The organism is Cytobacillus sp., from assembly GCF_032154635.1.
GTDB lineage: Bacteria > Bacillota > Bacilli > Bacillales > Cytobacillaceae > Cytobacillus.
The window spans coordinates 15,265-38,127 of record NZ_JALDXW010000009.1 but is presented as its reverse complement, the minus strand read 5'-3'; the positions used below and the strand labels follow the sequence as shown (position 1 = coordinate 38,127).

The window sequence follows — 22,863 nt, the reverse complement described above, 5'->3', positions numbered from 1 at the left end:
CAGAGCCAAGCATATTCCAAACAGTTGGATTCAAAGGTTCCGATTCATTTTTTCAATAATACCCATCATTGAGCAAACTTCTTCGTCACTTATGTTTTTTAATACTTTTTTCTCGCATGATCGAACAGCTTCAAGCCATCCTTCATAGTTTTGGATTGCCGTGTCTGTCAGGATGATCATTTTCTCCCGTTTATCTGTTCCCGGTATTTTTGAAATCCAGCCTGCCAGCTCTAATCTTGCTAAAGTTCGTGTCATCGTCGGGGCTTCAACACCTAAGTAAAGGGATAAATCCTTTTGAGTGGCTGGTCCCTTTGTTTTTAGCAGATAAATGATTGTCCATTGAGCAGAATATAATCCTAGAGGGACAAGCACTTCGTTTAATGATTTAGAAAAATGACGTGTGAATTGGTTTATGGAATGAAAGAATGTACTTTGGTAATCGTTCATATATTCACCTAGTTAAAATTAGTTACCTAGCTAATTATATTCCTTTATTCAAAGATTGTCTAATCTTTTTTATCCGGAAAGTAATTGTATTTTTCTAAGACATGTGTTTATAATTAAGACATAAGTTTATGGATGATAGGGCTGAGCTACCAATGAATGAAAAAGAATCACTAATCTTGCAGCTAATAAAAGCGAATCCATTTATTTCACAAAATGAATTAGCTGAGAAAACACAGCTTTCAAGATCTGCTGTAGCAGGATATATTTCCTCTCTGACTAAGGAAGGAAAGCTGCTTGGAAGGGCGTATGTTCTTCCAATGAGAAAGGACATTATCTCTATCGGAGGATCAAACATTGATCGAAAAATCCAATCGTTAAGTAACCTTAAACTCGGAACATCCAATCCTGCTGAAAGTTCCCAATCTTGTGGAGGAGTGGCGAGAAACATTGCGGAGAACCTAGGAAGACTTGGCTGTGATGTAGCTCTTATGACAGTCGTTGGCGAGGATCATGAAGGGGAATGGCTGCTTGAATATACGAAGTCATTTGCTGACATCAGCCCTTCTCAAGTGTTACCGAATGCAGCGACTGGCACCTATACAGCTATATTGGATCATGAGGGTGAAATGGCTGTTGCATTAGCAGATATGGCGATTTATGACGCTATTGATCTTGATTATATTGAAAAAAGATGGGGCTATATCGCATCATCAGCAATGGTTGTCATGGATACGAATTTTCCAGCCAAGGTGCTAAAGCAGGTGATAAGCCGTTGTAAGGAAGAAAATATTCCACTTTGTATCACACCTGTGTCTTCTCCAAAGGTGAAGAAGCTTCCACCGAATCTTCAAGGAGTCACTTGGCTAATTGCCAATAAAGATGAGGCAGAAGCATTATCCGAGCTGAAAATAGAGAATGAAAGTGATTTTTTCAAGGCAGCTGAGAAAATCATGGCTAAAGGAGTAGAAAAGGTAGTTATCACTCGTGGCGATAAGGGATTAATCTACCGTACAAAAAATGGAGAAGCAGGTGCCGTACTTCCGCCAATGGTTAGTGTTGAAGATGTTACTGGTGCTGGGGACTCCCTTGTTGCTGGAATTATGTTTGCCCATTTAAATGGGATAAACACCGAGGAAGCTTGTAAGATTGGGGTTGCTTGTTCTATCCTGACACTTCAATCACATGAAACAGTGAATTCCACATTAAATCATATTCGTTTGCAAGATACATTTAAAAAATACTTTTTATAAGGAGTTTTACATCATGATCGAAAACTATTTAGACTATTCTGCTGAAGTGCAAGAAGCGAAGAAAGCAAACAAACCCATTGTTGCATTAGAATCAACCATTATTTCACACGGGATGCCTTACCCGCAAAATGTTGAAACAGCTAGAGAGGTAGAAGAAATTATTCGTAAAAATGGCGCGGTACCAGCAACAATTGCGATCATAAATGGAAGAATTAAAATTGGTCTTTCAGACGAGGATCTTGAGTTTTTAGGAACAAGCAAGGATATTGAAAAAGCAAGCCGCAGAGACCTGCCTTATTTAATTGCCAATAAGAAGAATGGAGCAACTACTGTTGCTTCCACAATGATCTGTGCACAGCTAGCAGGCATTGAGGTTTTTGTTACTGGAGGAATTGGCGGTGTTCATCGAGAAGCAGAAACGACTATGGATATTTCTGCTGACCTTCAAGAACTTGCTCAAACGAATGTAGCGGTAATTTGTGCAGGAGCCAAGTCCATCCTTGATCTTGGACTAACATTAGAATACTTAGAAACACATGGGGTACCTGTAGTTGGGTTTGAAACAGATGCGCTTCCAGCCTTTTTTACACGTACGAGCCCATTTAACGTGAATTATCGTGTGAATACTGCAGAAGAAGCAGCTGCGATGATTCGTACAAAATGGGAATTAGGATTAAAAGGCGGACTTGTTATTGCCAATCCAATCCCAGAAGCAGATGCACTAGACGAATCATTTATTACAAATGTCATCGAATCTGCATTGAAGGAAGCGAAGGAAAATAATATTGCGGGCAAAAAAGTAACTCCATTCCTATTAAGCAAGGTAAAAGAATTAACTGAAGGAAAGAGCTTGACTGCGAATATTGCCTTAGTGAAGCATAATGCTGAGGTAGGTTCAAAAATTGCAGTGAGTTTGCAGAAATAAAATAGAAACGTATGTATGATAAATAAGGCTGGTCTAATCTTGCAAACGGCAAGAAAGACCGGCTATTTTTTATTTCTATTCATTATAACGAATTGATTTAAGTGGCCTATATGTCTATGATAATGTTCATATATAGAGCTAACATTTTGATTTATATAAATCATTATTAAATAAAAGTTCACAAAAAAACTAATATTTTCTATTGATTTGTTCTTTATAATGAACTAAAATGATGTCTATAAGATCAAGTTTCCAAGGTTTGTTGTTGAAAATGATCATGATCTAGGTTTTTATTGATTTGTTGTGAAATCAGCCATTTTTTTTGCTTTATTAGTTCTTTATTAAGAACCTTATTGTTTATTGCCTTCAGATTAGGTTATGAATATATTTTTTTGCTTTAGTGTTCTTTATTAGGAATATTTTGTTCTTTTTATGCGGTGATGTCTTCTTACCGTTATCAATGGAGGCACTCGGCTATATTGTGGGTTGAAAATAACCTTAGACGCGAGTCGTCAATGGTATGGTGTGAGGATGGGTTAGATGCCCAAATTTTTAAAGTTTTTAATTATGAGGTTTTTAAGGAAGACTTTATAGATAAGAACTTTAAAAAGTATGAAAGGAGGATATAGGTGGCTAATAGGAATAGATTTTATTTTTTATTGTTTTCTGATTCATTTGTTGTACTTATAGCTATTTTTTTGGGCGTGTTTTTATCTAATAATCATCTTGAGATCACGAATAAAATATTATTTTTTAGTTCTTTTATATTAGTAATCACTCATCACTTTTATAGCTATCTTTACAAGCTTTACAAAAAGTCTTGGCAGTATGCAAGCATTGGCGAACTTATTATTATTTTTAAAACAATAACGTTATCTATCCTAACAGTTGGGTTTATCCAGATGATAATATTTCAGGATGTTTACTTTCGTCTGTTAATGATAACCTGGATGCTTCATATATTACTAATCGGAGGTATGCGTTTTTGTTGGAGGGTGTTTAGTAACCGAACAACTAAAGGAATTCAGAATAGAAAAAGAACGTTAATAATTGGTGCCGGATCAGCAGGGACGATGGTAGTTAGACAGCTTTTGCAAAATATTGATGCAGAGCTATTACCTATTATATTTATCGATGATGATGTTAAAAAACATCAATTAGAAATACTTGGGGTACCTGTAATTGGAGGAAGAAGTCAAATTGAAAGAGCCGTTCGAGAATATAATATAGAAAATATTGTCATTGCGATTCCATCGCTTCATAGTAAAGAACTAAACGAAATATTCCAGTTATGTATGAAAACGAATAGAAAAACACAAACAATACCAATGCTTGAAGATTTAATGACTGGAAAAATCTCTATCAATCAATTTCTTGATGTACAGGTAGAAGACTTATTAGGAAGGGAACCAATTGAATTAGATGTTGGGGGAATATCTAAATTTATTACGGATAAAGTTGTTTTAATTACAGGCGCAGGAGGATCAATAGGTTCCGAAATTTGTCGCCAAGTTTCATTATTTAATCCGAAAAAACTCATTTTGCTAGGTCATGGTGAAAATAGTATTTATTCGATAAAAATGGAATTAGAAGAAGTTTATGGTGAAAAGGATATTGAGTTTTGTACAGAAATTGCCGATATCCAAGATTATGAAAAAATGATGTTGATTATGAACAAGTATCGTCCACATATCGTGTACCATGCTGCAGCACATAAACATGTTCCTTTAATGGAAAGTAATCCAGAAGAGGCAGTGAAGAATAATGTGATAGGGACTTTGAATGTTGCAAATGCTGCCAGCTGGAACCATGTTGAGAATTTTGTAATGATTTCTACAGATAAAGCTGTGAATCCTACAAGTGTCATGGGGGCTACTAAACGCCTAGCGGAAATAATTATTCAAAATATGAATAGTAAAAGCAGCACAAAATTTGTTGCTGTCAGATTTGGAAATGTACTAGGAAGTAGAGGCAGTGTTATTCCTTTATTTAAAAGGCAAATTCAAAAGGGAGGGCCGGTTACTGTTACCCATCCAGAGATGGTTCGATATTTTATGACCATTCCAGAAGCTTCAAGGCTTGTGCTTCAGGCTGGTGCATTGGCTAATGGAGGCGAAATTTTTGTCTTAGATATGGGGGAACCAGTAAAGATAGTTGATCTCGCGAAAAACTTAATTCGGCTATCAGGAAAATCTATTGAAGAAATAGGCATTAAATATACAGGAGTAAGGCCGGGGGAGAAATTATTTGAAGAGCTGTTAAAAGCAGATGAAGTACATGAGGAACAAGTGCATCCAAAAATATATATTGGAAGATCACTCAATCAAGATACGGAATCAATTATGCAGCTATTAGAAGAATTTACACAAATGGATAGTGAAATGTTAAAGACGAGACTTCTCTTTCTTTGTAATCATAGTGTAGTTGATCGAACACTTGCCGTCCTCTAGATAAAGATTCGTATAAAACTAGAGCTACAAGATTAGTGTTTTTTTATTGGGTATGACTCATATTTCCTATATTTTTTGGAGGTGATCATTTGGCAATCCTCATAACTGGAGGTGCTGGCTACATAGGAAGTCACATATGTGTGGAACTTATTTATGCAGGTTATGACATTATAGTAGTAGATAATCTTTCAAATAGTAATAGAGAATCGATAAAACGAGTAGAATTAATTACTGGAAAAGAAATAGTATTTTATCAGATTGATATACTTAGCCAAAATGATCTTGAAACTGTATTTTTAGAAAATAGCATTGAAGCAGTTATCCATTGTGCAGGGTTAAAAGCAGTAGGAGACTCTGTAAAAGCTCCACTTCATTATTATCAAAACAACGTAACAGGGACGATCATTCTTAGCAAAGTGATGAAAAAATTCAACGTAAAAAAAATGGTATTCAGCTCTTCCGCTACCGTATATGGCATACCAGAATTTGTGCCAATCCGTGAGAGTTTTCTACCAAGACCGATCAATCCGTATGGCCGTTCGAAATGGATGATAGAAGAAATATTAAAAGATCTCCATTTGTCAAATAACGAATGGAGTATTACTTTATTACGGTACTTTAATCCGATTGGAGCCCATAAAAGTGGGCTTATAGGGGAAGATCCAAATGGCATTCCAAATAATCTTATGCCAATTATTACGCAAGTGGCTGCAGGAAAGTTGAACATTCTTCAAGTCTATGGGAACTGTTATCCGACAGTAGACGGAACAGGAGTAAGAGACTATATCCATGTTGCTGATCTTGCTAATGGCCATTTAAAAGCGTTAGAAAAAACATTTAATTCATCTGGAGTAGAAGTTTATAACCTTGGCACTGGTGAAGGGTATAGTGTTCTTGAATTAATTTCTGCCTTCGAATTAGCTACAGGAGTAAGAATACCTTACAAAATAACACAACCTAGACCTGGTGATGTTGCGGCCTGTTATGCAGATCCAGCAAAGGCGAGGCAGGGATTAGGATGGAGGGCAGAAAACGGAATAAGAGAAATGTGTGAGGATGCATGGCGATGGCAATCTAATAATCCTGATGGTTATCTTAGTGAAGAAGCAGAAATAAGATGCTAAAAATGCTGGCATGACAACCGGGATTTTTATTTAGAATGTGACGAAAGAAAGGTCAATTGGAATGGGAAGTGAATAGATGAAGAGATCAATGGATTTGATGATTGCATTAATTGGCTTAATTATTTTGTTGCCCTTCTTGTTATTGATTACTATTTTGGTTAAATGGAAACTGGGTTCTCCCATCTTTTTTAGACAACAGCGCCCCGGCTTGAACGGTAGACCTTTTTATCTGTATAAATTCCGAAGCATGAGTAACGAAAAGGACAATGATGGGAGGTTGTTGCCAGATCATCAACGATTGACTCCCTTTGGAGCTTTCCTAAGACAATACAGCCTTGATGAACTCCCCCAATTAATTAATGTAATAAAGGGTGACTTAAGCTTAGTTGGTCCACGCCCATTACTAATGGAGTATCTTCCGTTATATTCAGAAGAACAAGCAAGCAGACATTTAGTTAGACCTGGTATAACGGGATGGGCTCAAGTGAATGGAAGAAATGCAATTACATGGGATGAGAAGTTTAAATTTGATATTTGGTACGTGAAAAACCAATCATTATACCTAGATATAAAAATATTATGGTTAACAATTATAAAAGTTTTTCGATCAGATGACGTAAATATCGATGAGCAAGATTTTGAAGGAACAATGAGAAAAGAGAGTCATGGGTAATGAATGCACTGTCATTGGAGCTGTTAATTATGGTAGAAACGATTGTAAATAAAAGAATTCTTCTATCACCCCCTCATATGAGCGGGAACGAAATGAAATATGTTCATGAAGCATTCAAATCGAATTGGATTGCACCGTTAGGACCAAATGTTGATGCCTTTGAAAAAGAAATAGCGAGAACGGTAGGGGCAAAAGAAGCTGTTGCAGTAAGTTCAGGTACTGCAGCCATTCATTTGGCTCTTTCTTTATTGGATGTACAAAAAGGGGATACAGTGTTTTGCTCAAGTTTAACATTTGTGGCAACAGCAAATCCGATTCTTTATCAAGGCGGCGAACCTGTTTTTATTGATTCAGAGCCTGATACGTGGAATATGTCCCCAGTAGCACTTGAAAATGCTTTAAGAGATGCAGAGAGAATGAAGAAGCTTCCGAAGGCTGTTATTATTGTTAATCTTTATGGACAGATCGCTAAAATGGATGAGCTAATCGCTATTTGTGAAAAGTACGATGTTCCTATTATTGAAGATGCAGCGGAGTCCCTTGGCTCTACTTATAAAGGAAGAGCAAGTGGGACGTTTGGTGAATTTGGTATTTATTCATTTAATGGCAACAAAATTATTACGACATCTGGTGGAGGAGTCCTTGTTTCTAATAATTCCGATGCATTGAAAAAGGCACGTTTTTTGGCGACACAAGCCAAAGATCCTGCTCCCTATTATCAGCATAGTGTACGAGGATATAACTATCGCTTAAGCAATGTACTAGCTGGAATTGGAAGAGCTCAATTAGAAGTGCTGGAAAGGAGAGTTCTTGAAAGAAGGAATGTTTTCGAAACTTATCAACGAGAATTGGCTGAACTTCCGGGTGTCACTTTCATGCCGGAATTAGCGAACAGCTTCTCCAATCGGTGGTTAACCGCTTTAACGATTAATGAAGGGCTAACTGGAATGACCATTTGCGAGTTGCTTTCATCATTAGAAGAGAACAACATTGAAGCAAGGCATGTCTGGAAGCCACTGCACTTGCAGCCGTTGTTTAAAGAATGTAAATACTATTCTCATCAAGAAAATGGGAATGTGTCGGAGCAACTTTTTTTAACTGGAATATGCTTGCCGTCAGGGTCAAATATGACAATGGATGATCAAATGAGAGTAATCGAATGTTTGGTAAATAAACTGAATCATTCATAAGAACTGCAACGGTAATAAAGGAGTATTGAAGTGATCAAATTGTAAAATGCCAAAAAAGAGTAGAGGTATATAGATGATCGGAAATAATATAGTGAGAATTCGAAAAAAGAGAGGATACACCCTCTCTGAGTTTGCAGAACTAGCAAATATATCTAAGTCTTATCTTAGTAATATTGAACGGAATATTAACAAAAATCCATCCCTTGAGGTGATGCAAAAAATTGCAAAAGTGCTAAATGTAGACCTAATCACACTGTTAAAACCTAGCACGGACCTGGACAAACATCTTTATGTTGAACAAGAGTGGGTGGATTTTTTAAATGAACTAAAAGAATTAGGGATTGAAAAAGAGGAAATCCAGCGATACAAAACCTTGATTGAGTTTATTAAATGGCAGAATGAGAGAGAACTACAAAAAGGAAAGTAAATCCAGCAGCTGGTCTTTGAATAACCAATGAATCTTTTCATTTAGTTTTTTATAAATACAGGATGCAATTATCGGAGGTTCATATGGAAGATACGTTTAGTATTAAGGAAAAAATAAGTATCATTAAAAAACGTTGGTGGTTGATTGCCCTTTTTACAATAAGTACCACAGCGCTAAGTATTGTAGCCACACTTTATATTTTATCGCCCAAATATGAAGCATCTACACAGATATTAGTCAATCAAAAAAATTTAAGCAGCCAGCTTGATGTATCACAATTAAGAAATAATATTGAGTTAATTAATACTTATAGCGTAATCATTAAAAGTCCAATTATTTTAGAAAAGGTAATAAAAAAACTTGAATTGAAACAAAATGTGGACCAGCTTAATACTAATATTTTTGTAAATAGCCAATCAGATTCCCAAGTCTTTTTATTGACAGTTCAAGATAGTGACCCTGATCAAGCTGTAAAGATTGCTAATACGATTTCGGAAACCTTTCAACAGGATATTAAAGGAATTATGAATATTGATAATGTTAATATTCTTGCTAAAGCCGAGTTGAAGGATCATCCAGTTCCTATTAGCCCTAAACCTATTATGAATATTGCTGTCGGGATCGTAGCTGGGCTATTGATCGGAGTTGGGGTTTCATTCCTTATTGAGTATTTTGATAATTCAATCAAACGCAGTGAGGATATCGAGGCATTTTTAGATCTTGTCGTTTTAGGTATGATTCATAAAATACCAAAACAAAGGGTGAAAAAGAGCTACTTAAAACAAAAAATGGAGGTTGATAGATTTGAGTCGAAGGTTGAGAACGGAGGATAGAAACAAGAGCCGAATTCCATTAATTGCCCATACGAAACCTAGGGAAGTAATATCTGAACAATTGCGGCAAATAAGAACGAATATTTTGTTTTCAGCGGTAGATAAAGAAATTAAATCGATCATGATAACCTCTCCAGAACCGTCAGATGGCAAGTCAACAGTTGCTTCAAATCTATCCATCGTTCTGTCTCAGCAAGAGAAGAGAGTGCTGCTTGTGGATACGGATCTAAGAAAGCCTACTGTTCATTATTCATTTTCGGCAAGTAATCTCGTTGGTTTAACAAGTATTTTAACAAAAGAAGTTGACTTAGAAGGAGCAATTTCAAAAACGTATATACCTAACCTTGATATATTAACAAGTGGGCCAATCCCCCCCAATCCCTCAGAGTTGTTAAATTCAAAGGCGATGGAAACATTAATGAAGAATTTAAATGAAAGGTATGAATATATCGTATACGATACCCCTCCTTTACTTGCTGTAACCGATCCACAAATAATAGCTAATAGGTGTGATGGGGTAGTGATGGTGGTGGCTAGCAGGAAAACAAGTAAGGATCGTGCTTTAAAAGCCAAGGAGCTGCTGGAAAAAGCTAAAGCTAGAATATTAGGTGTCATTGTAAATAGGGTCGAATCAAAGAAGGGTGAATACTTTAGTACGTATAGTTAAATGAAATATTAACTAGATAAGTATATATATTCTAGTCTAAGTAAGAAGGAGATCGATTACAAATTGATTGAATTGCACTCTCATATTTTGCCTAATATTGACGATGGCCCTTCTACTATTTCTCAGTTTTTAGAGATGGCAAATTTGGCAGTAAGTTTGGGGATTACCCACATATTTGCTACCCCTCACCATATGAACGGGAAATATGAAAATAGAAAAGAAAGTATTTTGATGAATGTATCTTATTATAATAGACTTATTCAAAATGAAGGGCTCCCTTTAATGATTTATCCAGGTCAAGAATTAAGAATTCATTTAGATATTTTTAATTCCTTTAAGAAGGATGAAATACTCACACTCGGAAATAAGGGTAAGTATTTACTTTTAGAACTTCCATCATTTGAGGTGCCTAACTACACATATGAAGTTGTATATGAACTATTACTAAAAGGAATTACCCCCATTATTGTTCACCCCGAGAGAAATAAAGAACTGTACGAGGAACCAAATCTAATCGTTAAATTAATACAAGCGGGAGCATTAACTCAACTTACTGCTGGAAGCATATTAGGGCACTTTGGAAAAAAGGTTAAGTCTTTCTCTAAAAAGCTACTCGAGCATCATTTGGTACATTTTATCTCTTCAGATGCACATAACAATAGTTCAAGGAGTTTTTTTCTTCAAGATGCTTATGAGGCAATAACGAATGAATTTGGTTTTAAATATACATTTTACTTTAGAGAAAATACGGAATTGCTTTTTATTGGGCAAAGTGTTCAAGTAGAAGAACCGATCCGAATAAAAGGGAAAATTTTTGGTTTATTTTAATGGCTGCAAACTTTCCACTAAGCAGGTGAATGTCTTTGAATATTTTATTTTTAACTTTGTCGGGAATGGAGGATGTAAACGAAAGAGGAATCTATCCAGACCTTGTAAGAGAATTGTCTAAAAAAGGGTTGAATGTGTATGTCATATTTCCGAGAGAGAAGAGAACGAAGCTACCAACCGAATTAACAACAATAGGTAATATAAAACTTTTAAAAGTGAAAACAGGGAATATAACAAAAACTAGCTTTATTGAAAAAGGAATCTCGACTCTTTTATTAGAGGAGCAATATCTTCGGGCAATAAAGAAGTATTTTAGTAGCATTCGTTTTGATTTAGTTTTGTATTCCACTCCGCCTATTACATTTGAAAGGGTTATTAAGTATTTAAAACGTAGAGATAATTGTAAAACATACTTGATTCTTAAGGATATCTTTCCTCAAAACGCGGTCGATATCGGCATCCTGAAGGAGGGTAGTTTGATTTGGAGATACTTCCGGATGAAAGAAAAGAGTCTTTATCAAATATCTGATGTCATTGGCTGTATGTCAGAGGGAAATGTTAAATATGTACTTGAACATAATAAGGAGATTGAAAAACAGAAAATGGAGGTTTTCCCCAACTCAATTGAACCAATAGATATCAGAAGGAGTGGAGATAGAAAGACCTTTGAAAAATATCATATTCCAAGTCATTCAACATTATTTGTATACGGTGGAAATCTAGGAAAACCACAAGGAATTGATTTTTTATTAAAAATTTCCGATCATTTCGATAAAGTTAAGAATGGTCATCTCTTAATTGTCGGTTCTGGTACAGAATATGCATTAATTAGAAGACATTTAGCAAAAGTAAATTCTAAAAATGTAACACTTATTCAAGAACTGCCAAAAATAGAGTATGATCAGCTGCTTGAAGTAGCGGATATCGGTTTGATTTTTTTAGATCATCGTTTTACCATCCCTAATTTTCCATCTAGATTAACTGCCTATATGGAACATTCCCTTCCAGTCCTTGCAGCGACTGATACTTGTACGGACTTAAAGGAAGTAATCATTCAGTCAATGAGTGGGCTTTGGTCAGAAAGTGGAGATATAGAAGCTTTCATCTCTAATGCTAATAGACTTTCTATTGATGTAACTTTAAGAGGCAGATTAGGGATAAATGGACGGAAATATCTAGAAGAACATTATGATATTAGAAAGAATGTCAAAACAATAACGAAACATTTACCAATCTTGAAAGGGGCTACTTGATGTTTAAAGATAAAACCTTACTAATAACAGGTGGAACAGGTTCTTTTGGGAATGCGGTGATGGAAAGATTTTTAGATTCGGATTTGAAAGAAATTCGAATTTTTTCAAGGGATGAGAAAAAACAAGATGACATGCGAAAAAAATATAATAATAAGAAGTTGAAATTCTATCTGGGTGATGTAAGGGACTTAGCAAGCATCCAATCTGCCATGTATCAGGTGGATTTCGTATTTCATGCAGCGGCTTTTAAACAGGTCCCATCCTGTGAATTTTTCCCAATTGAGGCGGTAAAAACAAACATCCTTGGCACAGACCACGTATTAACAGCTGCGATTGAGCATGGAATTAAAAAAGTAATATGTTTATCCACTGATAAGGCGGCTTATCCGATCAATGCAATGGGGATCTCAAAAGCGATGATGGAGAAGGTGCTTGTTGCAAAATCAAAAACAATTGCACAAGAACAAACGTTAATTTGCGGTACTAGATATGGAAATGTAATGGCATCTCGGGGATCTGTAATCCCTTTGTTTGTCGAACAAATTAGAAGCGGGCAGCCATTAACTATTACAAATCCCAAAATGACAAGATTCCTAATGAGCCTTGAGGAGGCTGTGGAACTTGTCATTTTTGCATTCCAGAATGCTGATGCTGGAGATATTATGGTTCAAAAAGCACCATCATGCTTTATTGGAGATTTAGCTCAAGCCGTAAAAGAATTATTTAATGCGGATAATGAGATTAAAGTGATTGGAACTCGTCATGGAGAAAAACTATACGAGACTTTGTTGACAAGAGAAGAATATTCGGTTGCCGAGGATTTAGGTGGATTCTATAGGATCCCATCTGATAAGCGCGATTTAAATTATGACAAGTTTTTCAATGAAGGGGATGAAAAACTTTCAGAGGATATAGAATATAACTCCCAAAATACACAATTATTAAGTATCGAACAGATAAAGGAAAAATTACTGAAATTAGAATATATCCAAAATGAATTAAAAAGAGAAAGGTATACATTAGGCGTAATTTGAGATAAGGGGACGGGATTTAGGTGAACATACTCGTTACTGGTGCAAATGGCTTTATTGGAAAAAATCTACTATTACACTTAGAGAATTGTGGATATAAAAGTATTTTGAAGGTGACAAGGGAAACGGACTTAGCAACACTAGAACAATATGTGAAAGAGTGTCATTTTGTGTTTCATTTGGCTGGCGTGAACAGACCGGAAGATGAAAAAGACTTTAAAATGGATAATGATGGTTTCACAAAGGATTTATTACGTTTATTAAGAAAGTACGATAACAAATCACCGATTGTATTTTCATCTTCCATTCAAGCAGAAATGGATTGCCCATATGGAATTAGCAAGAAGAACTGTGAGGATTTACTATTTTCACATAGCAAGGAAACAGGCACTAGTGTGTATGTTTATCGATTACCTAATGTATTTGGTAAGTGGTGCCGTCCGGATTATAACAGTGTTGTCGCAACTTTCTGTTATAAAATAGCGAGAAATCTTCCTATAGAGATTCATAACCCTATTACAGAGTTAACGCTATGCTATATCGATGATGTAGTGAATGAGTTTTCAAGAGGCTTAAATGGCAAACCTACAATTAAAGGGAATTTTTGCATCGTTCCGGTAACATATGGAATCCAGCTGGGTGAATTAGCTGAGAAGCTGTATTCCTTTAAAGCCAACCGAGAGTCACTTGTCATGCCATCATTAGAAAAAGAATTTGATAGAGCATTATATAGCACATTTTTATCTTATTTAGAAGAGGATAATTTTTCTTATCTGCTAAAGAAAAATATGGATCAACGTGGATGGTTGGCGGAGTTTATTAAATCAAAGGAACTTGGTCAAATTTTTATTTCAAAGACAAAGCCGGGAGTGACCCGTGGGAATCACTGGCATCATACGAAGGTGGAGAAATTTCTCGTCATACAAGGAGAAGCAGCAATTAGATTCAGAAAAATTGGTTCAGATAAAGTCATCGAATATAAAGTAAACGGCGAAAGTCCTGAAGTTGTTGATATTCCAGTTGGATACACACATTCTATTAAAAATACAGGAGATGAAGATGTTATTACATTATTTTGGGCATGTGAAATCTTCAATCCAGAAAAGCCGGATACATTTTATGTGGAGGTTTAAAAAGGGTGAAAAAGCTTAAGGTAATGACGATAGTTGGAACGAGGCCAGAAATTATCCGCTTATCAGAAGTGATTAAAGCTTGTGATAAGTTTTTTGATCATATTCTCGTCCATACAGGTCAAAACTGGGATTACAAATTAAATGATATCTTCTTTGAAGAATTAAAAATAAGAAAGCCAGATTATTTTTTAGGGGTTGTTGGGGAGCATCTTGGTGAAACGATGGGGAATATTATCTCGGCTTCATATAGCTGTTTGTTGCAAGAAAGGCCTGATGCTCTTCTTATCTTAGGAGATACAAACAGCTGTTTAAGTGCAATTTCTGCAAAGCGTTTAAAAATCCCCATTTTCCATATGGAGGCTGGGAATCGCTGCTTTGATCTAAATGTACCAGAAGAGATTAATCGCAGGATAGTCGATCATGTTTCAGACATTAATCTTCCATATACGGAACATAGCCGGCGTTACTTGATGGCGGAAGGGATTCGAAAGGAACATATTTTTGTCACAGGATCGCCAATGGCAGAGGTGTTACGTGAAAATATGGATCAGATTCAGAATAGTAAAATACTAGAGGAATTAAAACTTGAACGAGGTAAGTATATGCTTGTTTCTGCCCATCGAGAGGAAAATATTGATCACGAGGAAAATTTTTTATCATTAATGAATGCAATTAACGAGATTGCAGAAAACTATCAGCTCCCGGTCATTTATTCTACACATCCTCGCAGCTGGAAGAAAATTGAGGAAAGTGGATTTTCCTTTCACCCACTCGTTCGTCAGCTGCAGCCATTTGGATTTTTTAACTATAATCATTTGCAGTTACATGCTTTCACGGTTCTATCAGACAGTGGAACGTTATCAGAAGAATCGGCTATTCTCGGTTTTCCTGGAGTCCTAATTCGTACCTCAACAGAACGACCAGAGGTGCTTGATAAAGGTACAGTAGTGATAGGAGGAATCAACAAAAGCGATATAGTGCAATCAGTTAACTTAAGTAGAGCAATGTGGGAAGGAAAAGCAAAAACCTACTTAGCAAATGATTATCAGGATGACAATGTATCTGTGAAGGTTGTGAAAATTATCCAGAGTTATACGGGAGTAATTAATAAGGTGATTTGGGGGAAATGAAGGATGAACAATAAATGAAAATTGCCTTAATTTGCCCATCTAATCTGCTTTTTATGCCCTATGTTTATAACTATGAAGTGATTTTGCGAGAAAATAATATTCAGTATACGATTATTAACTGGGATAGACATCAAATAGAACTCGAAAAGAAGGAAAGCGTTTATCGTGATTATAAGCAGGGGCATCAACGGAATTTTTATGATTATTTAAAGTTCAGGACATTCGTCATTAAACAGTTAAAAGTGTCCCATTTTGATAAGGTTATTATTTTTGGGGTCCAACTTTCGTGTTTTTTAGGAAGATATATAATGAAAGAATTCAAGAATAATTACTTAGTAGACATTCGTGACCATCATAGAATGATAGACTTTCCTGGCATGAAGCAAATCATTACTTCTTCAGCATTTACAGTTATTTCTTCTCCAGGTTACAAAAAATTTCTCCCGGAAGATGGGGATTATGTAATTAACCATAATACTTTAGTTGAGTCTCAAAATCAGAGGAAGATCTTCCATAATCAGATTAATAAAAAGAAAATAACAATTGCCTGTATTGGAGCGTTAAGGGATCTGCCAGCAAATACCTTATTTATCGGCACTTTAAAAAACAATCCTCGTTTTAAGCTTGAATACCATGGGGATGGGGAGATAAATCGAGATTTACAAAAGTATATTTCTGAAAATGAAATTAATAATGTAACAATAACAGGACGTTATACAAAGGAGCAAGAAGGAGAATTATATGAAAAATGCGACTTTGTCAACGTGATACATTTTTATAACGGAATGAATGACATGACTTTTTTGCCCAATCGACTTTATAATGCGGCGAAATTTAGGAGACCTCTACTTGTATTAGCTGGAAATTGTTTAGCTGAGTATATAAAAAAATATAGATTGGGTCTTGTGCTAGAAACCATTGGACAATTGGAAGAACGGTTAATAAATTATATCGAAAACTTTAATCAAGCAGAGTATGAAAGTGGCGTCCAACATTTTTTATCTGATGTCATCTCTGATAATCAAATTTTTAAAGCTAGATTACTGAACTTCTGCGGGAATAATAGTCATTTAGGACGGGATCTAGGTCGATTAAAACTTCAAATAAAGTGAGAAGAATAAGGATGAAAAATATTTTTTATGTATCATCAGTTTGTTCAGAACAGAAATTTGCGAGTTTATTTAAAGAATGCAAGGTAAAGCCACAACAGCAGGCACAAAAGTTCCATAGCCTCTTGGTGAAAGGATTAGAACAGTTAGGTCATCAAGTATCGGTCATGTCCTCGTTGCCAATAAATGCTGGGAGTATTGATAAGTTTTGGATTGGATTTAAAAAAGAAAATGAGGAGAATGTTCATTATACATATCTCCCATTCACCCGATTACCGATAATAAAACATCTTCTAATTTTTGTTTTCGGATTTCTTACCTGTCTAGTGTGGAGTTTGAAGAGGAAGAATAAAGTACTTATTTGTGATGTTTTAAATATTTCAAGTTCTGTTTCAGCATTAATCGTTGCAAAATTATTTAGGTACAAAAGCGTGGCAATCGTCACAGATCTGCCAGGCTATATGATTCAATACTCTCAACAAAAAGGGGTCAAATCTCATATCTTACATTTGTATGCCAAAGTATGTAATTATTTGATCAAGAAATACGATCGGTATTTAATCTTAACAGAACAGATGAATGAGATAGTTAACCCAATGAACAAGCCTTATGTTGTTATTGAAGGAATGGTTGATTCGAGGATGATTGACATTGATAATGATCTTGATCATAAGCATGGAGAGAAAGTTATCCTTTATGCAGGAGCACTCTTTGAAGTATATGGAGTCAAGAAGCTTTTAGAAGCTTTTATGAAAACAAACCATAAGGATGCACAATTATGGTTGTTTGGTTCAGGAGAGCTTGTCGATGAGATAAGAAGATATGAAAAATTAGATAATAGAATACGCTATTTTGGAGTAGTACCAAACGCGGATGTAGTTATGGAAGAACGGAGAGCGACCCTTTTGGTGAATCCTAGAGCAACTGAAGAGGAGTTTACAAAATATTCTTTTCCATCGAAAAATATGGAATATATGGTTTCAGGAACGCCGGTGATTACAACTAGACTTCCAGGAATGCCAATGGAATATAATGAATATGTCTATTTAATAGAAGATGAATCTGAGACAGGATTTCGGGAAACTTTTGAAAAAACGTTATCACTAGATAAAAAGGAATTACATGCACAGGGAGCTAAAGCAAAAGCATTTGTAATGAAGAATAAAAATAATATATTACAGGCAAGTAAATTATCAAAAATATTATGATAAATGGTGCTAATTCTATGAAAAATAGAAAAGATCAAGGTGATTCCAACAGATTAAGGTTGATGAATCCTTCTAATAGTAATGGGAAAGTACATTTTCTTGTACATCAATGGGCAGTTATTTTTATGTGTATATGGATATCCTGGCCATACTTAAATTATCAATTAGGAATTCTGCCATTCTTAGTTCTTTTTGTGTGCTGGTTCTTTTTAACTGATTTCAAATGGGTTTTTCATTATTTATCTATTGATATAGTAATGCTAATCGTTTGGGGAATCACACTTATTCCATTTATTTTTACAGGGGATTTTGAATATGGAAGCCTCTCTCCAAAGAATGCATTGGTTTCATTTCTATTATTTTTCACCGGTATGATTATTAATCATTATTATATGTATTACAAAAAGAATCCAGTTGTTTTAGGAAGGGTAGTATTTATTACGCTTCTTTTTTATTTCATCGCATCCATTCAAACATATTTCGGATTAAAGCAATTCCCTTTTGCTGCAAGGGAGCTTGCAACAGGTATGTCTTCACTGCCAACAGCTTACTATTCATTAGGCATAGGCGGCTTCGGGTTTGTATACAGTGCCGTCTTTATTAACATATTATTACTGTATTTTATATTTAATAAACAATCTAAGGGGCAGCGCTCCTTTAAAATTCTATGCTTGCTTATTTTTTGTATGATTACCGCAATGCTAGTTTTAGCCTCTTATGCAACGGCTTTGTTGTTTTTATTTATCGGATCTATGCTCGTACTTTTTATAAGAGGGAAAAGGAGCTTTATACTAGCTATTTTTTTGTCCAGCCTGTTTCTGCTTATCGTGCCAAAGGAAATATTTGGGCAAGTATTCATACATGCAGCTTATTTATTTGATGGAAATGGAGTTATTCAATCGAAGCTTTTCGATCTTGCACAAGGATTTGTAAGTGGGAACTATGGTGATCAGACAGTAGGAAGAGGTCAGCTGTACCTATCCTCTATACATGCCTTTTTGCATAATCCATTTTTCGGCATATATGGTCCGTTTAGTAATCCATTTAATACATTTGTTGGGGGGCATTCAGGCTGGTTAGACCAACTTGCCTATTATGGTTTGTTTGGGTCATTTCCATTGTTTACTGTGTTTTTTCTAAATATCCGAAAGCACCTGCAGCATTTTTCTAAACATCCATATTATCGTATTCTACTAATTGCCCAACTATTGTTTATTTTATTTGGATTTATAAACCCGGTCTTATATATCTATCAATTGGGGTTTGTTATGTTTGTTATTGCTCCTGCAATACCCTATCTTCCATATGCATTTTCAAAGAAAGAGCAAGGAAAGGATTAATCGTATGAAAATACTATGGGTCATTAATATTCCTATGTATGAGGCAAGCATTCTGATGGGAGAACCTCCTGTTCCCTATGGGGGCTGGCTTATTCATGCTGCGGCACAAATTAGTCAAATGAAAAATGTGTCACTCGAGATCGCTTTTCCATACAAAAATAGTGAAGTTATAGAATGGAAGGGCGAATATATTAAATATTATTCATTTCCTCCTGTTCCAATGAACAACAGGGAAATGCTAGAAAATAATTATCACCTAGAGAAGATAATGGATAAATCCTCTCCAGATATTGTTCATATTTTTGGCACTGAATTTGCACATACACTTGCAATGGTAAATATCTGTAAAAAAAGGAGCGTTGAGGCAATTATTTCTATTCAGGGGCTGGTATCAGTAATAGCCACTCATTATACATTAGGCTTACCAATGAGCAGTATTAAGAAGTACACTTTTCGCGATTTTATTAAGAGAGACAATATTTATCAGCAGCAGAAAAAATTTATGAAACGTGGGGAATTTGAGATTGAAGCGATAAAAAATGTATCACATATTATCGGGCGTACCACATGGGATAGGGCGTGTACAACCTTTATAAATAAGGAGGCCAAATACTATTATTGCAATGAGAGCTTAAGGGATTCATTCTATCAGAACTCTTGGAGCATCGATTCTTGCGAAAAATACTCCATTTTTTTAAGTCAAGGTTCTTACCCAATTAAGGGGCTGCATTTTGTGATAGAAGCAATGAGGTTAATTTTAAAACGGTTTCCAGAAACAAAGCTTTACATTGGTGGAGAAAATATTTGTCATTCAAAAACAGTTAAGGAAAAATTAAGAAGATCTTTTTATGGGAAATACATCAATGATTTAATTAAAAGGTATGCATTGGAGAATCATGTTAGTTTTACTGGGGTATTAAATGAACAACAGATGTGTGACCGATATCTTCATTCACATGTTTTTGTATGTCCATCAACAATTGAGAATAGTCCTAACTCTTTAGGCGAAGCAATGATTCTTGGTGTTCCATCAGTAGCATCCGATGTTGGTGGAGTATCTGACCTGCTGACAAATAAAGAAGAAGGATTTCTTTATCAAGCAGATGCCCCGTATATGCTGGCCTACTATATTTGTGAGATATTCGGGAGTAAGGAAAAAGCGGTAACCCTATCTGAGAGGGCAAGAAGAAAAGCGCTAATGATTCATGATAGAGAAAAGAATCTTCAAAAGCTAGTAGAAATATATACAGCAATATGGCAAGAAGGATCTTCAGAAATACTTGAAGTAAAGGGGAATTCTTATGAAGCCATTGGTTAGCATTAATTGTGCTACCTTTAATCATGAAGGATATATTGCCAAGGCAATAGAAGGATTCTTGATGCAGAAAACTACTTTCGACTTTGAGATTTTGATTGGAGAAGACTGCAGTACGGACAAAACGAGAGAAATTGTAGAAAAATATGTACGTCGGTTTCCAAACAAGGTAAAACTTATTACATCTCATGAGAATGTTGGTGCTGCGCAGAATTTTTTTCGGCTTTTTCAAAACTCTAAAGGGAAATATATTGCTTTATGTGAGGGGGATGATTATTGGCTAGATTCCTTGAAACTTCAGAAGCAGGTTGACTATATGGAGCAGCACCCAGACTGCACCTTATGTTTTCACAATGGAGAAGTTCTAGATTCATCTACTGATAAGACGACTAGGAAGGTAATTCCTTGGATGACTAACAATGAAAAATATTACCGCAAAGAAAATGCAAAATATTCAGCAGGAGAATTAGCGCTGCTAGGATATATTCCAACGGCTTCCTATTTGTATCCTAAACATTTGCTTTATAATCTTCCAGACTGGTGTTTTCACTCAGTGGTTGGGGATAATGTGATCAAGCTAATTACGGCGAGTCATGGTTATGCTTATTATATCGATGAAGTTATGTCTGTCTATCGGTTTGGCGTACCTGGTTCAGCGACTACAAATTGGGTGAACGATCACAACACGGTAAAAAGGCACATTAAACTTTGCCAAGGTTTTATAGAGCTTTTCGATAATTTTAATCATTACTCGAATTTACGGTTTGAAAGAGAAATTGACGAAGCAAAAAAATTTTTTGAGTTTCAAATTTCTTTAGCAAAAGGTGAATGGAAGGAAATTAGAGAAAACAGATATGTGAATATATTTAGGGAACTAGATACGAGTGTAAAGTTGGCTACATACATTAGATGTAATTTTCCACAAGTATACAAACTGCTAAAAAATTTTAGAACAGCCCTAGTAAGGTAAGGTGAGAACATGAACATTCTTTTTACATCAGCAGGCAGAAGAGGTTATCTTATTCGATATTTTAAAGAAGTAATTGGAAATGGTGAAATTCATGTTGCAAATAGTTCTAGCGATTCTACTGCCATTTTTTTTGCTGATAAAACCATCGTCACACCACTGATTTATGATGAATCGTATATTCCGTTTCTGCTAAACTATTGTATGGAGTATAGGATAGACGCGATCATCCCATTATTTGATGTGGATCTACGTTTGTTAGCAAAAAACAAAGAAAAATTTGAGAGAATGGGTGTTACAGTAATTGTTTCAAATGAAAAAATTATTGAAATTTGTAATGATAAATGGATGACCTATAATTATTTGAAAAGTAATGGGTATGAGATGCCTGTTACTTTTTTATCTTTAGAGGAGGCATTGGACTCGCTGGAAAAGAAATGCACTTCCTTCCCATTCATAGTAAAACCAAGATGGGGAATGGGGTCAATGCTTGTGTACGAGGTTGCAAATATTGAAGAATTGAAGGTTCTCTATAAAAAGGTAAGAAACAACCTTTCTAGCACTTATTTATCTTATGAATCTGAGCAAAACATGGAAGAAAGTGTTTTGATTCAAGAAAAGGTAGTTGGACAGGAATTCGGGCTAGATATTATTAATAATTTAAGTGGGTGCTACGAAAATACGATTGTAAAAAGAAAAATTTCGATGCGAGCCGGAGAGACGGACGCAGCAGTAACAGTTGATGATGTAAAGTTGCGTCATTTGGGGGAACACTTGAGTAGAATCGTAGGACATATTGGTAATCTGGATGTCGATATAATTAAGAGTGAAAAAGGCACATCATATATTTTAGAAATGAACGCACGTTTTGGTGGTGGTTATCCCTTTAGTCATATCGCGGGGGTGAACTTGCCGAGGGCTATTATTGCATGGTTAACGAATAGCCCAGTGGAGGGGAATGAATTAAAGGCTGAGGCTGGAATTGCAGGATACAAGGATATAAATATGATTTCAAAGGAAATAGAACGGGGTGCAGAAAGGAATGAACAAAGTAGAGGAATGCTTTCAAAAATATAGAAAGCAGTTTCAAAAAGAAAAAATTGATTTTCTTTTGTTAGATAAGGAAGCAATTCACATAGATAGAATTGCTGCTATTATGAAAAATATCAACTCAGAATATGTAATTCCGACAGATGATGAGGTGAAGCTTAGGCAATACTATAAGAAGCTGATTGAGAATGCCTACAATTTTGTTTTGGTACATGGGACTGAGGACATTGGGATTTTGTCCATTTATGCAAATAACTTTCAATCGAAAATCGCCTATACAAGTACAATTGGAATAGTTCCGTCATATCGCGGGGGAACAATTGCTCCTTCCCTTGTAAAGTTCGCATTGCAGTTTGCAAAGGAAGCTGGTATGGACGTTTATAAGGCGGAAATTGATAAGAAGAATACGAGGTGGCTTGCATTTCTAACTCGATATCACTTTCGTATAGAGAGTGAGACAACTAACAATTCCTACATTGTTTCGAGAGATCTATAAAAGTCAAATGATATCTC

The 22,863-nt window shown here is 35.5% G+C and carries 22 protein-coding genes; 21 read left to right on the top strand and 1 reads right to left on the bottom strand.

What is annotated here, in order from left to right:
- Positions 1-30 precede the first annotated feature (30 nt).
- Positions 31-447, bottom strand: a complete 417-nt coding sequence (locus tag RUH74_RS08490) for a MarR family winged helix-turn-helix transcriptional regulator (protein ID WP_313799858.1) — start codon at positions 445-447, stop codon at positions 31-33.
- 152 nt (positions 448-599) lie between these two features.
- Between RUH74_RS08490 and RUH74_RS08485 the strand changes: the two genes are divergently transcribed.
- The 21 genes from RUH74_RS08485 (at position 600) to RUH74_RS08385 (ending at position 22,846) form a co-directional block, all read left to right on the top strand.
- Positions 600-1,697 (top strand): carbohydrate kinase, encoded by a 1,098-nt coding sequence (locus RUH74_RS08485; RefSeq protein ID WP_313799857.1) that lies wholly within the window; start codon positions 600-602, stop codon positions 1,695-1,697.
- A gap of 13 nt (positions 1,698-1,710) precedes the next feature.
- The gene (locus RUH74_RS08480; protein ID WP_313799856.1) at positions 1,711-2,622 is read left to right on the top strand and encodes a pseudouridine-5'-phosphate glycosidase; all 912 of its coding nucleotides are present in this window, start codon (positions 1,711-1,713) and stop codon (positions 2,620-2,622) included.
- 629 nt (positions 2,623-3,251) lie between these two features.
- Positions 3,252-5,072: a polysaccharide biosynthesis protein gene (locus tag RUH74_RS08475; protein WP_313799855.1), complete on the top strand. Its 1,821-nt coding sequence runs from the start codon at positions 3,252-3,254 to the stop codon at positions 5,070-5,072.
- An 89-nt stretch (positions 5,073-5,161) separates the two neighbouring features.
- On the top strand, positions 5,162-6,196 hold the full coding sequence (gene galE, locus RUH74_RS08470) for a UDP-glucose 4-epimerase GalE (protein WP_313799854.1): 1,035 nt from the start codon (positions 5,162-5,164) through the stop codon (positions 6,194-6,196).
- 76 nt (positions 6,197-6,272) lie between these two features.
- Positions 6,273-6,869: a sugar transferase gene (locus tag RUH74_RS08465; RefSeq protein WP_313799853.1), complete on the top strand. Its 597-nt coding sequence runs from the start codon at positions 6,273-6,275 to the stop codon at positions 6,867-6,869.
- A complete protein-coding gene (locus RUH74_RS08460; protein ID WP_313799852.1) occupies positions 6,869-8,059 on the top strand; it encodes a DegT/DnrJ/EryC1/StrS family aminotransferase in 1,191 nt (396 codons plus the stop codon). Before RUH74_RS08465 ends, RUH74_RS08460 begins: the two co-directional genes overlap by 1 nt.
- Positions 8,060-8,132: 73 nt before the next feature.
- Complete coding sequence (locus RUH74_RS08455; protein WP_313799851.1) at positions 8,133-8,486, top strand: helix-turn-helix domain-containing protein; 354 nt, start codon at positions 8,133-8,135, stop codon at positions 8,484-8,486.
- 83 nt (positions 8,487-8,569) lie between these two features.
- A complete protein-coding gene (locus RUH74_RS08450; protein ID WP_313799850.1) occupies positions 8,570-9,319 on the top strand; it encodes a YveK family protein in 750 nt (249 codons plus the stop codon).
- Complete coding sequence (locus RUH74_RS08445; protein ID WP_313799849.1) at positions 9,291-9,986, top strand: CpsD/CapB family tyrosine-protein kinase; 696 nt, start codon at positions 9,291-9,293, stop codon at positions 9,984-9,986. The genes RUH74_RS08450 and RUH74_RS08445 overlap by 29 nt, the downstream gene beginning before the upstream one ends.
- Before the next feature lie 63 nt (positions 9,987-10,049).
- Positions 10,050-10,814, top strand: coding sequence for a tyrosine-protein phosphatase (locus RUH74_RS08440; RefSeq protein ID WP_313799848.1), 765 nt, complete (start codon positions 10,050-10,052; stop codon positions 10,812-10,814).
- Between the two features lie 35 nt (positions 10,815-10,849).
- Entirely contained in the window at positions 10,850-12,067 is a 1,218-nt protein-coding gene (locus RUH74_RS08435) for a glycosyltransferase family 4 protein (protein ID WP_313799847.1), read from the top strand.
- Positions 12,067-13,101, top strand: coding sequence for a polysaccharide biosynthesis protein (locus tag RUH74_RS08430; protein ID WP_313799846.1), 1,035 nt, complete (start codon positions 12,067-12,069; stop codon positions 13,099-13,101). The genes RUH74_RS08435 and RUH74_RS08430 overlap by 1 nt, the downstream gene beginning before the upstream one ends.
- Before the next feature lie 20 nt (positions 13,102-13,121).
- Positions 13,122-14,231 carry a polysaccharide biosynthesis C-terminal domain-containing protein gene (locus RUH74_RS08425; protein WP_313799845.1) on the top strand — a complete coding sequence of 370 codons (1,110 nt, stop codon included), beginning with the start codon at positions 13,122-13,124 and terminating at the stop codon, positions 14,229-14,231.
- A gap of 5 nt (positions 14,232-14,236) precedes the next feature.
- Positions 14,237-15,361, top strand: a complete 1,125-nt coding sequence (gene wecB, locus RUH74_RS08420; RefSeq protein ID WP_313799844.1) for a non-hydrolyzing UDP-N-acetylglucosamine 2-epimerase — start codon at positions 14,237-14,239, stop codon at positions 15,359-15,361.
- A gap of 14 nt (positions 15,362-15,375) precedes the next feature.
- On the top strand, positions 15,376-16,473 hold the full coding sequence (locus tag RUH74_RS08415; protein WP_313799843.1) for a glycosyltransferase family protein: 1,098 nt from the start codon (positions 15,376-15,378) through the stop codon (positions 16,471-16,473).
- 11 nt (positions 16,474-16,484) lie between these two features.
- Positions 16,485-17,678 (top strand): glycosyltransferase family 4 protein, encoded by a 1,194-nt coding sequence (locus tag RUH74_RS08410; protein WP_313799842.1) that lies wholly within the window; start codon positions 16,485-16,487, stop codon positions 17,676-17,678.
- A 17-nt stretch (positions 17,679-17,695) separates the two neighbouring features.
- Positions 17,696-19,018, top strand: coding sequence for an O-antigen ligase family protein (locus RUH74_RS08405; RefSeq protein ID WP_313799841.1), 1,323 nt, complete (start codon positions 17,696-17,698; stop codon positions 19,016-19,018).
- Positions 19,019-19,022: 4 nt separating this feature from the next.
- Positions 19,023-20,336, top strand: a complete 1,314-nt coding sequence (locus RUH74_RS08400) for a glycosyltransferase family 4 protein (protein WP_313799840.1) — start codon at positions 19,023-19,025, stop codon at positions 20,334-20,336.
- Complete coding sequence (locus RUH74_RS08395) at positions 20,320-21,303, top strand: glycosyltransferase (RefSeq protein ID WP_313799839.1); 984 nt, start codon at positions 20,320-20,322, stop codon at positions 21,301-21,303. Before RUH74_RS08400 ends, RUH74_RS08395 begins: the two co-directional genes overlap by 17 nt.
- 9 nt (positions 21,304-21,312) lie before the next feature.
- A complete protein-coding gene (locus RUH74_RS08390; protein ID WP_313799838.1) occupies positions 21,313-22,377 on the top strand; it encodes an ATP-grasp domain-containing protein in 1,065 nt (354 codons plus the stop codon).
- Positions 22,343-22,846 carry a GNAT family N-acetyltransferase gene (locus tag RUH74_RS08385; protein ID WP_313799837.1) on the top strand — a complete coding sequence of 168 codons (504 nt, stop codon included), beginning with the start codon at positions 22,343-22,345 and terminating at the stop codon, positions 22,844-22,846. Before RUH74_RS08390 ends, RUH74_RS08385 begins: the two co-directional genes overlap by 35 nt.
- The last annotated feature ends 17 nt before the right edge of the window (positions 22,847-22,863 follow it).